The sequence below is a fragment of the Streptomyces sp. NPDC057271 genome (genome assembly GCF_042668715.1).
Classification (GTDB): domain Bacteria; phylum Actinomycetota; class Actinomycetes; order Streptomycetales; family Streptomycetaceae; genus Streptomyces.
Window position 1 is genome coordinate 51,827 of the sequence record NZ_JBHUYJ010000042.1, and the last position, 11,989, is coordinate 63,815.

Here is an 11,989-nt window from a genome sequence, read left to right on the forward strand (position 1 = left end):
AGGATCACCACGAGGGGAAGCAGCAGGTGAGTATGACGGCCCCAGCCACGGCCGGCGGAGCAGGCCAGTCGGCCCCCGCGACCGTGTTCCACGGCGGCACCGGATTCTGCCGGGTCACGGTCGTCGCACCCGACGGTCGCGTCGATGTCGCGCTGCCCGAAGACATCGCGGTCGCCGACCTCTACCCGGAGGTCCTCCGCCTCTCCGGCCAGACCCCCGCCCCCGGCGCCCCGGTCGGCTACCACCTGGTCCGCCGCGACGGCACCGTCCTCGACGGCGGCCGCTCGCTCGCGGCGCAGCGCATCCTCGACGGTGAGCTGCTCTCGCTGCGGCCCTTCGCCGAGTCCCTCCCGCCGGCCGTCTTCGACGACGTCTCGGACGCGGTGGCCTCCGCCGTCGCCCGCGACCGCACGCTCTGGTCCGACGCGCTGATGCGCGGCGCCGGCCTCTTCGGCGGCTCGGTCCTGCTGCTCCTGCTCGGCTTCGTCCTGTGGACGGCGGATCCCCGGCACGACATGCACGGCCTGCCCGGCATCCTCGCCGCCGTCACCGCGGTGCTGCTCCTGGCGCTCGCCGCCGTCCGCGCGCGGGTCTACGACGACCGCGGCTCCGCCGTCGCGCTGGGCATGGGAGCGATGGCGAACGCGGCCGTCGCCGGTTCCGGGCTGCTCCCCCTCACGGCCGGGCACGGCATCGGCAAGCTCCAGTTCCTCCTCGCCTGCGCCGCCGTACTGGTCTGCGCCGTGATCCTGACGATCGTCTCTCCGGGCGGGGACGGCCCGTTCGTCGCGTTCGTCTTCGCCTCGGCCGTCGGCCTCCTGGTCACCTTCGTGGCCGTCCTGACGAAGCTGACGCCGGCCGAGACCGCCGCGGTCTGCGCGCCCCTCGCCGTCGGCGCCCTCGCCTTCCTGCCCGGGCTCTCCACCCGCTTCGCCAGGCTCCCGATCGGCTTCGATCCCCCCAGGACCAGCGTCGGCGGTTACGGCACCGAGGCCGAGCCCCAGGGCCCGGTCGACGCCGTCCGCATCGCCGCACAGGCCCGCCGGGGCCACGAACTGCTGGTCGGCCTCGTCGGCGGCTGCGCCCTCGTCGCCGTCTCCGCCTCCGCCGTGCTGGGCTTCTCCGAGAACATCTGGGGCCAGCTCCTCGCCCTCGCCACCGGCGTCGCCATGCTGATGCGCGCCCATCTCTTCCGCTACACCGCACAGGTCGGCTGCGCCCTCGGGGCCGGCCTCGGTGCCCTCGTGCTGCTCGGACTGGGTCTCTGCCTCAACCCGCCCGTGGAGCTGATCACGGACGCGCTCAAGGGTGACGGCACCGGCCTCGACATCCGTACGATCTGGCTCTCCGCGGCCATCGCCGGTGTCGCGGCCCTGATCACCGCCATCGGCCTGATCGTCCCGCGCAAGGGCGTCACGCCGTTCTGGGGACGCTTCCTGGAGATCGCCGAGACCTTCGTCCTCCTCACACTGCTGCCGCTCTGTCTCGCGGTCTTCGACGTCTACCACTCCATCCGGGCGATGACGTCCTGAACCCCCTGGTACCCTGTGTAACGGCCGTTTGTGTACGCGCTCCCGGAAGTGCCCCGAATCCTCGGATTCAGAGGATTCTCTGGGAGCTGCGCTCATCGGACCTTCGCCTCCGAGTCACGGAAGCTCCCCTGAGACCAAGACCAGGGGCACTCGTGGGCGCACGAACACCAGAGGAGTACCGAGTGTCTCTCGACGCCGCTACGAAGAAGCAGATTTTCGCCGAGTTCGGCCAGAAGGAGGGCGACACCGGCTCCCCCGAGGTTCAGGTCGCGATGCTCTCCCGCCGCATCTCGGACCTGACCGAGCACCTCAAGCAGCACAAGCACGACCACCACTCCCGTCGTGGTCTGCTGATCCTGGTCGGCCAGCGTCGCCGCCTGCTGCAGTACCTGGCCAAGAAGGACATCCAGCGCTTCCGTGCCCTGGTCGACCGCCTCGGCATCCGCCGCGGTGCGGCCGGCGGTGCCAAGTAAGGACGCCGTGAAGGGAGCGGTTCCCACTTTTAGGGGGCCGCTCCCTTTGCTGTACGTGCGCGATGTACCGACCGGCACTTAGTCTGGTCACACAACGCCACATTCACGAGTGAGAGGCCGCCGGCACGCCGCCGGTCCTCGGTAGTGGCCCCCGGACCCCACAATCCCCGGGTGCTTCGATCGAAGACCGGCCCGCATCCGAAGGCGCGCTTCTCCTCGACGACCGTCCCCGGCCACACGGGCCGACGGACGAAAAGACGAAAGTAGGAGAAACCGCTAGTGGAGAACGAGACCCACTACGCCGAGGCCGTCATCGACAACGGCACCTTCGGCACCCGCACCATCCGCTTCGAGACGGGCCGCCTGGCCAAGCAGGCCGCCGGCTCCGCCGTGGCGTACCTGGACGACGACACGATGGTCCTTTCGGCCACCACCGCGTCGAAGAAGCCCAAGGACCAGCTCGACTTCTTCCCCCTCACGGTGGACGTCGAGGAGCGGATGTACGCGGCCGGCAAGATCCCCGGCTCCTTCTTCCGCCGGGAAGGCCGCCCCTCCGAGGACGCCGTCCTCACCTGCCGCCTGATCGACCGCCCGCTGCGCCCCTCCTTCGCGAAGGGCCTGCGCAACGAGATCCAGATCGTCGAGACGATCATGGCGCTCAACCCCGACCACCTCTACGACGTGGTCGCCATCAACGCCGCCTCCTGCTCCACGCAGCTGGCCGGCCTGCCCTTCTCCGGCCCGATCGGCGGCACCCGTGTCGCCCTGATCCAGGGCCAGTGGGTCGCGTTCCCGACGCACACCGAGCTCGAGGACGCCGTCTTCGACATGGTCGTCGCCGGTCGCGTCCTGGAGGACGGCGACGTCGCGATCATGATGGTCGAGGCCGAGGCCACCGAGAAGACCATCGAGCTCGTCAAGGGCGGCGCCGAGGCGCCGACCGAAGAGATCGTCGCCGCCGGTCTCGAGGCCGCGAAGCCCTTCATCAAGGTCCTCTGCAAGGCCCAGTCGGACCTCGCCGCCAAGGCCGCCAAGCCCACCGGCGAGTTCCCGGTCTTCCTCGACTACCAGGACGACGTCCTGGAGGCGCTCACCGCCGCGGTCAAGAGCGAGCTCGCCCAGGCGCTCACGATCGCCGGCAAGCAGGAGCGCGAGGCCGAGCTCGACCGCGTCAAGGAGCTTGCCGCCGAGAAGCTCCTCCCGGCCTTCGAAGGCCGCGAGAAGGAGATCTCCGGTGCCTACCGCGCGCTGACCAAGAAGCTGGTCCGCGAGCGGATCATCAAGGACAAGGTCCGCATCGACGGCCGCGGGATCACGGACATCCGTACCCTCGCCGCCGAGGTCGAGGCCATCCCGCGCGTGCACGGCTCGGCGCTGTTCGAGCGTGGCGAGACCCAGATCCTGGGCGTCACCACCCTCAACATGCTCCGCATGGAGCAGCAGCTGGACACCCTCTCCCCGGTGACCCGCAAGCGCTACATGCACAACTACAACTTCCCGCCGTACTCCGTCGGTGAGACCGGCCGCGTGGGCTCGCCCAAGCGCCGCGAGATCGGCCACGGCGCGCTCGCCGAGCGCGCCATCGTGCCGGTGCTGCCGACGCGCGAGGAGTTCCCGTACGCGATCCGTCAGGTGTCCGAGGCCCTCGGCTCCAACGGCTCCACGTCCATGGGCTCGGTCTGCGCCTCCACCATGTCGCTGCTGAACGCCGGTGTGCCGCTGAAGGCCCCCGTCGCCGGTATCGCCATGGGTCTGATCTCCGAGGAGATCGACGGCAAGACCCACTACGTCGCCCTCACCGACATCCTCGGTGCGGAGGACGCCTTCGGCGACATGGACTTCAAGGTCGCCGGTACGAAGACCTTCGTCACGGCGCTCCAGCTCGACACCAAGCTCGACGGCATCCCCGCCTCGGTCCTGGCCGCCGCGCTGAAGCAGGCCCGTGACGCGCGTCTGCACATCCTCGACGTGATGAACGAGGCGATCGACGTTCCGGACGAGATGTCCCCGAACGCGCCGCGCATCATCACCGTCAAGATCCCGGTGGACAAGATCGGTGAGGTCATCGGCCCCAAGGGCAAGATGATCAACCAGATCCAGGAGGACACCGGCGCCGACATCACGATCGAGGACGACGGCACCATCTACATCGGTGCCGCCGACGGCCCGGCCGCCGAGGCCGCCCGTGCCACGATCAACGGCATCGCCAACCCGACCATGCCGGAGGTCGGCGAGCGCTACCTGGGTACGGTCGTCAAGACCACCACCTTCGGTGCGTTCGTGTCCCTGCTCCCGGGCAAGGACGGCCTGCTGCACATCTCGCAGATCCGCAAGCTCGCCGGTGGCAAGCGCGTGGAGAACGTCGAGGACGTGCTCGCGGTCGGCTCCAAGGTCCAGGTCGAGATCGCCGAGATCGACCAGCGCGGCAAGCTCTCCCTGATCCCCGTGATCGCAGACGACGAGAACGCTGCCGGCGACGCCGAGAAGGACGACACCGACCAGTGACGTCCCGTAGTTCCCGTGTGACGGCCCGCCCCTCTTCGGAGGGGCGGGCCGTCGCCCGTACCCAAACGCTTCTCCCGGGCAGGGACGGCATCGGCACGGTCCGCCGCACCACCCTCCCCGGCGGCCTGCGGATCGTGACCGAGACCCTCCCGTCCGTGCGCTCCGCCACCTTCGGCATCTGGGCGCACGTCGGCTCGCGCGACGAGACGCCCACGCTCAACGGCGCCACGCACTACCTGGAGCACCTCCTCTTCAAGGGCACCGGGCGACGCAGTGCCCTCGACATCTCCTCCGCGCTCGACGCGGTCGGCGGAGAGATGAACGCCTTCACGGCGAAGGAGTTCACCTGCTACTACGCGCGGGTCCTCGACACCGACCTGCCGCTCGCCATCGACGTGGTCTGCGACATGCTGACCGGCTCGCTGATCCTCGAGGACGACGTCGACGCCGAGCGCGGGGTCATCCTCGAAGAGATCGCGATGACCGAGGACGACCCGGGCGACGTCGTGCACGACCTGTTCGCGCACACGATGTTCGGCGACACCCCGCTGGGCCGCCCGGTCCTCGGCACGGTCGACACGATCAACGCCCTCGACCGCGGCCGGATCGCCCGCTTCTACAAGAAGCACTACGACCCGACGCACCTGGTCGTCGCCGCCGCGGGCAACATCGACCACGCCACCGTCGTACGACAGGTCCGCCGCGCCTTCGAGAAGGCCGGCGCCCTCTCCCGCACGGACGCGGTCCCCGTCGCCCCCCGCGGCGGCCGGCGCACGATCCGCACCGCCGGCGCCGTCGAGGTCCTGGGCCGCAAGACCGAGCAGGCCCATGTGGTCCTCGGCATGCCGGGCCTGGCCCGCACCGACGAGCGCCGCTGGGCCCTGGGCGTACTGAACACGGCCCTCGGCGGCGGCATGTCCTCGCGCCTCTTCCAGGAGGTCCGCGAGAAGCGCGGCCTGGCCTACAGCGTGTACTCGTACACCTCCGGCTTCGCCGACTGCGGTCTCTTCGGGGTGTACGCGGGCTGCCGCCCCAGCCAGGTCCACGACGTGCTGAAGATCTGCCGCGACGAGCTCGACAAGGTCGCCTCCGACGGGCTGACCGACGACGAGATCACCCGTGCCGTCGGCCAGCTCTCCGGCTCGACCGTCCTCGGCCTGGAGGACACGGGCGCGCTGATGAACCGCATCGGCAAGAGCGAGCTGTGCTGGGGCACCCAGATGTCGGTCGACGACATGCTCGCCCGGATCGCCGCCGTCACCCCGGACGAGGTCCGCGAGGTCGCCCGTGATGTGCTCGGACAGCGTCCCTCGCTGTCCGCCATAGGGCCGCTGAAGGACAAGCAGGCGGCACGCCTGCACGAATCCGTCTCCTAGAAGGAGTTCAGAGAGCAATGAGCAAGCTGCGCGTGGCGGTCGTCGGAGCCAGGGGCCGTATCGGCTCCGAGGCCGTACGGGCCGTCGAGGCCGCCGAGGACATGGAACTGGTCGCGGCGCTCGGCCGCGGCGACAAGCTGGAGACGCTCGCCGAGTCGGGTGCCCAGGTCGCGGTCGAACTGACCACCCCGGACTCGGTGATGGGCAACCTCGACTACTGCGTGCGTCACGGTATCCACGCGGTCGTCGGCACGACCGGCTGGACCGAGGACCGCCTCGCGCAACTGAACTCCTGGCTCGCCGCCTCCCCGGGGACCGGCGTCCTGATCGCCCCGAACTTCTCCATCGGCGCCGTGCTGACCATGAAGTTCGCCCAGATCGCAGCCCCGTACTTCGAGTCCGTCGAGGTCGTCGAGCTGCACCACCCGAACAAGGTGGACGCCCCCAGCGGCACCGCCACCCGTACCGCCCAGCTGATCGCCGCCGCACGCGCCGAGGTCGGCCTCGGCGACCAGCCGGACGCGACCGCGACCGGGCTGGAAGGGGCGCGCGGCGCGGACGTCGACGGCGTCCCGGTGCACGCCGTACGGCTCCGGGGCCTGCTGGCCCACCAGGAGGTGCTGCTCGGCGGCGAGGGCGAGACGCTGACGATCCGTCACGACTCCCTGCACCACTCCAGCTTCATGCCGGGCATCCTTCTGGGCGCCCGCCGTGTCGTCTCCACCCCGGGCCTCACCTTCGGCCTGGAACACTTCCTGGACCTGGGCTGACGGCCATGGGTGGAAAGATCACGTACGTCTTCCTCGCCACCGCTCTCGTCCTCGTCTTCGGCGTGGTGGCGATGGAGGGGGTCCTGCTCCTGCTGACCGGCGAACCTCTCGCCATGGCCATGGGCGCGGTCGCGTTCCTGCTCCCCGGTGTGGGCGGCTGGTTCCTCTGGAAGAACACCGCCTTCGCGCGGAACGCGCAGCGGCTCGCCCGCGAGCTGGAGGCCGAAGGCGGCCTGCCGTTGGACGAGTTGAGGCGTACGGCGGGCGGCCGCATCGACCGGGAATCGGCCGACGAGGTCTTCGCGAAGCGTCGCGCCGAGACCGAGGACGCCCCGGACGACTGGCGCTGCTGGTTCCGGCTCGCGGTCGCCTATCACGACGCCCGCGACACCCCGCGCGCCCGCAAGGCCATGCAGCGCGCGATCGCGCTGCACGCGGGCCGTACGGTCAGCGCGTAGCGGCGGGTACAGCGGCGACGCCGTACTCGGCGTTCCACGCCTCGACGGTGTCCGCCGCGCGGTCGAACGCCTCGATGCGGGAGAGGACTTCGTCTTTGTCTCCCTCCACCCCACCCCCCCCCCCACCACCCTGCCGTACGAGAATCAGGGCCTGGCCCTGGACGGTCCGCGGCAGCCCCAGCCACCGCACGGGCTGCTGCACCGTACGCACCTGCGTCACCCGGGTCCACGCCACGGTGGTGGTGGTGAAGAAGCCGACCCGGCGCACGCCGTGCCGGCTCACCCAGGTGCCCACCCGCAGCATCCGCAGCGCGGAGACGATGATCAGGGCCGCCAGGACGAACGTGACGACGGCACCGCTCATCGCGCCGGCGGCGACGATGATCACCGCGGCGAGGAGCACGAACGACGCCAGCAGCAGCGCGAGCGCCGCCGCCCCGACGCGCCAGGGACCCGGCCGGTAGGGCCGACGCCACTGGTCGTGGTCGTCGAAAGGCAGCGCGACGTCGTCGGTCGCGTCAAAAGCGCGGTCGGCCGTCAGAAAAGTCAGGGGCACGACTGGTCCTCACTCACAAGCACGCTCGAAGGGGCTGTGCCCGGTGAGGCTACCCAGGTGGTCTCGACCGGGCCACCTCAGGGGGGCCGTTCTGATCAGCGGCCGTCGGAGGCCTGGGACTGCTGCCGGTGACCGTCGGCCGCCCCCGACTGCATGGACGGCATCCCGAAGAGCAGCGATCCGACGAGACCGGCCACGACGGTCAGCCCGACCAGCGTACGGCCCGCGACCTGAGAGACGCTGAGGCGCTCCCTGGGCGGCGGAGTGACGTTACTGCGGAAGCGGTCGGCCTCGGCGACGAATGCGAACGGGACGGCCTCTCGCCGGCTGAACATCTGGGCCACTCTCCTCGGAGCTCGTGTGGTGTGTCACGGAAGAAGACGACCAAAGTCACCGTCCGGTGCCCGATTTCCCCGGATTGGCCAAAGAAAGTGGTCCGGGTGGGTGGGGGAGCGGGCGAGGGGCTCGGCTGTCGGTGGCTCCCCGTAGAGTGGGCGCCGCCCGAGCGACGCACTTTGGAAGGACCCCGCCGGTGACCGACACCCCCGCAGCAGATCTCAAGCCCAGTTTCCGCAGCGATGTGACCGTCGAGCTGGTGAAGCACAGCGCCGCCGACTCGGACGTGCTGTGGGCGGCCCGCGTCTCCACGGCGGGTGAGCAGTCGCTCGACGAGCTGCAGAAGGACCCCGAGCGGTCCAAGGGGCTCATCAACTACCTGATGCGGGACCGGCACGGCAGCCCCTTCGAGCACAACTCGATGACCTTCTTCATCAGTGCCCCGATCTTCGTCTTCCGCGAGTTCATGCGGCACCGTGTCGGCTGGTCGTACAACGAGGAGTCGGGCCGCTACAGGGAGCTGGAGCCGGTCTTCTACGTCCCCGACGCCTCCCGCAAGCTCGTCCAGGAGGGCCGCCCCGGCAAGTACGTCTTCGTCGAGGGCACCGAGGCCCAGCAGCAGCTGACCGGCCGCGTCATGGAGGACTCGTACGTGCAGGCGTACACGGCCTACCAGGAGATGCTCGCGGCGGGCGTCGCCCGCGAGGTGGCCCGCGCGGTCCTGCCCGTGGGCCTCTTCTCCTCGATGTACGCCACGTGCAACGCGCGCTCGCTGATGCACTTCCTCGGCCTGCGCACCCAGCACGAGCTGGCCAAGGTGCCGTCCTTCCCGCAGCGCGAGATCGAGATGGTCGGCGAGAAGATGGAGCAGCACTGGGCCCAGCTCATGCCGCTCACGTACGACGCGTTCAACAAGAACGGCCGTGTGGCCCCGTAAAGCACAGATGTACGACCACGTCACGCGAAGTGTCCGTATTGCGACGTTTCACGAAGTTCATCTAGGCTGATCAAACGGACCCGGCACTGCTTGAACCCCCGAGCAGGCAGTGCCGGGCTCCCTTTCTCACGTCCCCCGAGGGGACACCGGGCGATGAGCAGCGAGTAGCGTGTTACCCATGGCTCCGATCTCCACTCCGCAGACCCCCTTCGGGAGGGTCCTCACCGCCATGGTCACGCCCTTCACGGCGGACGGCGCACTCGACCTCGACGGTGCCCAGCGACTCGCCGCCCATCTGGTGGACGCCGGCAACGACGGCCTCGTCATCAACGGCACCACCGGCGAGTCCCCGACCACCAGCGACGCGGAGAAATCGGAGCTGGTACGAGCGGTACTGGAGGCGGTCGGCGACCGGGCCCACGTCGTCGCCGGCGTCGGCACCAACGACACCCACCACTCCATCGAGCTGGCCCGAACCGCAGAGCGCGACGGCGCACACGGCCTCCTGGCCGTCACGCCGTACTACAACAAGCCCCCGCAGGAGGGCCTGCACCGGCACTTCTCGGCCATCGCCGATGCCACCGGCCTCCCGGTCATGCTCTACGACATCCCGGGCCGGAGTGGTGTCCCGATCGACACCGAGACGCTCGTCCGGCTCGCCGAGCACCCCCGGATCGTCGCCAACAAGGACGCCAAGGGCGACCTCGGGCGCGCCAGCTGGGCCATCGCCCGATCCGGCCTCGCCTGGTACTCCGGCGACGACATGCTCAACCTGCCGCTGCTCTCCGTGGGCGCCTGCGGCTTCGTCTCCGTCGTCGGCCATGTCGTCTCGCCCGAGCTCCGCGCCCTCCTCGACGCCCACCTGAACGGTGAGGTCCAGAAGGCCACCGAGATCCACCAGCGACTGCTGCCGATCTACACGGGCATGTTCCGTACGCAGGGCGTCATGACCACCAAGGCCGCGCTCGCCCTGCAGGGCCTCCCCGCGGGCCCCCTGCGACTGCCCCTCGTGGAGCTTTCGCCCGAGGAGACCGCCCAGCTCAAGATCGATCTCGCCGCCGGCGGGGTAGAGATCTAGATACAGACTTCACAACTGAATATCCGATCGGCGAACGATCGACTGACAACAGCAAGTGCACGAATGTCATGCGCGCCACGTGCCCAAGCGGTACGTGGCGCGTGTGGTGAGGAGAGTCTTTTGAGTCATCCGCATCCTGAACTCGGCGCCCCGCCGAAGCTGCCCAAGGGCGGCCTGCGCGTCACCCCGCTCGGCGGGCTCGGTGAGATCGGCCGCAACATGACGGTCTTCGAGTACGACGGCCGGCTGCTGATCGTCGACTGCGGTGTCCTCTTCCCCGAGGAGGAGCAGCCCGGCGTCGACCTGATCCTGCCCGACTTCACCATCATCAAGGACCGCCTCGACGAGGTCGAAGGCATCGTGCTCACGCACGGCCACGAGGACCACATCGGCGGCGTCCCCTACCTGCTCCGGCTCAAGCCGGACATCCCGCTCATCGGCTCCAAGCTCACCCTCGCGCTGATCGAGGCGAAGCTCCAGGAGCACCGCATCCGCCCCTACACCCTTGAGGTGAAGGAGGGCGACAGGGAGAACCTGGGCTCCTTCGACTGCGAGTTCATCGCGGTCAACCACTCCATCCCGGACGCGCTCGCGGTCGCCATCCGCACCCCCGCGGGCATGGCCGTCGCCACCGGCGACTTCAAGATGGACCAGCTCCCGATGGACGGCCGGCTCACCGACCTCCACGCGTTCGCGCGGCTCAGCGAGGAGGGCATCGACCTCCTGCTGTCCGACTCGACGAACGCCGAGGTCCCGGGCTTCGTCCCGCCGGAGAAGGACATCTCCACCGTCCTGCGGAACGTCTTCGCCAACGCCCCGAAGCGCATCATCGTGGCCAGCTTCGCCAGCCACGTGCACCGCATCCAGCAGATCCTCGACGCGGCGCACGAGTACGGCCGCCGCGTGGCCTTCGTGGGCCGCTCGATGGTCCGCAACATGGGTATCGCGCGCGACCTGGGCTACCTCCGCGTCCCGGCCGGTCTGGTCGTCGACGTGAAGACCCTCGACGACCTCCCGGACGACGAGGTCGTGCTGGTCTGTACGGGCTCCCAGGGCGAGCCCATGGCAGCCCTCTCCCGCATGGCCAACCGCGACCACCAGATCCGGATCGTCCAGGGCGACACCGTGATCCTGGCGTCGTCGCTCATCCCGGGCAACGAGAACGCGGTCTACCGCGTGATCAACGGCCTGACCCGCTGGGGCGCCAACGTCGTCCACAAGGGCAACGCCAAGGTCCACGTCTCGGGCCACGCCTCCGCCGGCGAGCTGCTGTACTTCTACAACATCTGCAGGCCGAAGAACCTGATGCCGGTCCACGGCGAGTGGCGCCACCTGCGCGCGAACGCCGAGCTCGGCGCGATGACGGGTGTCCCCAAGGACCACATCGTCATCGCCGAGGACGGCGTCGTGGTCGACCTGGTCGACGGCAAGGCCAGGATCGTGGGCAAGGTCCAGGCGGGCTACGTCTACGTCGACGGCCTCTCGGTCGGAGATGTCACGGAGTCCTCTCTGAAGGACCGCCGCATCCTCGGCGACGAGGGGATCATCTCGGTCTTCGTCGTGGTCGACGCCTCGACCGGAAAGATCGTCAGCGGCCCGAACATCCACGCCCGTGGTTCCGGCATCGACGACGCGGCGTTCGACGCCGTGATCCCGAAGGTCGAGCAGGCACTGAACAAGTCGGCCCAGGACGGCGTGGTCGAGCCCCACCAGCTCCAGCAGCTGATTCGCCGCTCGGTCGGCAAATGGGTCTCGGACACCTACCGCCGGCGCCCGATGATCCTCCCGGTGGTCGTGGAGGTCTGACGGACGGCTCAGGCCCCGGCCTGACCAGCGCCAACTGGTAGCGGGGGGGGGGGGGGTGGGGTGGGGGGGGCCGATCCCGGGCGTTTTCTGGTTCCCCCACCAAGGGAGGCCCCAACCCCCCCTTTTTTCCTGCGGACGGACCAAACGGGGGGGGAGCCCCGC

At 69.6% G+C, this 11,989-nt stretch carries 11 protein-coding genes; 9 read left to right on the forward strand and 2 right to left on the reverse strand.

All coding sequences use genetic code 11. The annotated features are described in order from the left end of the window. The first annotated feature begins 32 nt into the window (after positions 1-32). The 6 genes from eccD to ACFUJR_RS20600 all read left to right on the forward strand — a co-directional run bounded on the left by eccD (position 33) and on the right by ACFUJR_RS20600 (position 7,114). The gene (gene eccD, locus ACFUJR_RS20575; protein WP_383173320.1) at positions 33-1,532 is read left to right on the forward strand and encodes a type VII secretion integral membrane protein EccD; all 1,500 of its coding nucleotides are present in this window, start codon (positions 33-35) and stop codon (positions 1,530-1,532) included. Between the two features lie 182 nt (positions 1,533-1,714). Next, a complete protein-coding gene (gene rpsO, locus ACFUJR_RS20580) occupies positions 1,715-2,005 on the forward strand; it encodes a 30S ribosomal protein S15 (RefSeq protein WP_147979976.1) in 291 nt (96 codons plus the stop codon). Positions 2,006-2,284: 279 nt separating this feature from the next. Next, entirely contained in the window at positions 2,285-4,510 is a 2,226-nt protein-coding gene (locus ACFUJR_RS20585; protein ID WP_383173323.1) for a polyribonucleotide nucleotidyltransferase, read from the forward strand. Further along, a complete protein-coding gene (locus tag ACFUJR_RS20590; protein ID WP_383450619.1) occupies positions 4,507-5,886 on the forward strand; it encodes a M16 family metallopeptidase in 1,380 nt (459 codons plus the stop codon). The genes ACFUJR_RS20585 and ACFUJR_RS20590 overlap by 4 nt, the downstream gene beginning before the upstream one ends. Positions 5,887-5,903: 17 nt before the next feature. Then, positions 5,904-6,656: a 4-hydroxy-tetrahydrodipicolinate reductase gene (gene dapB, locus ACFUJR_RS20595; protein WP_383180118.1), complete on the forward strand. Its 753-nt coding sequence runs from the start codon at positions 5,904-5,906 to the stop codon at positions 6,654-6,656. A 5-nt stretch (positions 6,657-6,661) separates the two neighbouring features. Continuing rightward, positions 6,662-7,114: a hypothetical protein gene (locus ACFUJR_RS20600; protein ID WP_383180121.1), complete on the forward strand. Its 453-nt coding sequence runs from the start codon at positions 6,662-6,664 to the stop codon at positions 7,112-7,114. On the opposite strand, the gene ACFUJR_RS20605 is transcribed toward ACFUJR_RS20600, so the two are convergent. Together ACFUJR_RS20605 and ACFUJR_RS20610 are read right to left on the reverse strand one after the other, a co-directional pair. Then, positions 7,104-7,670 carry a hypothetical protein gene (locus ACFUJR_RS20605; RefSeq protein WP_383450622.1) on the reverse strand — a complete coding sequence of 189 codons (567 nt, stop codon included), beginning with the start codon at positions 7,668-7,670 and terminating at the stop codon, positions 7,104-7,106. The genes ACFUJR_RS20600 and ACFUJR_RS20605 overlap by 11 nt on opposite strands. 95 nt (positions 7,671-7,765) lie before the next feature. Beyond that, complete coding sequence (locus tag ACFUJR_RS20610) at positions 7,766-8,005, reverse strand: hypothetical protein (protein ID WP_383180127.1); 240 nt, start codon at positions 8,003-8,005, stop codon at positions 7,766-7,768. Between the two features lie 197 nt (positions 8,006-8,202). Between ACFUJR_RS20610 and thyX the strand changes: the two genes are divergently transcribed. The 3 genes from thyX (at position 8,203) to ACFUJR_RS20625 (ending at position 11,827) form a co-directional block, all read left to right on the forward strand. Further along, entirely contained in the window at positions 8,203-8,943 is a 741-nt protein-coding gene (gene thyX / locus ACFUJR_RS20615; RefSeq protein WP_383180130.1) for an FAD-dependent thymidylate synthase, read from the forward strand. 178 nt (positions 8,944-9,121) lie between these two features. Continuing rightward, entirely contained in the window at positions 9,122-10,021 is a 900-nt protein-coding gene (dapA, locus tag ACFUJR_RS20620) for a 4-hydroxy-tetrahydrodipicolinate synthase (protein WP_383180133.1), read from the forward strand. Between the two features lie 120 nt (positions 10,022-10,141). Then, positions 10,142-11,827, forward strand: a complete 1,686-nt coding sequence (locus ACFUJR_RS20625) for a ribonuclease J (RefSeq protein ID WP_383180135.1) — start codon at positions 10,142-10,144, stop codon at positions 11,825-11,827. Positions 11,828-11,989 lie beyond the last annotated feature (162 nt).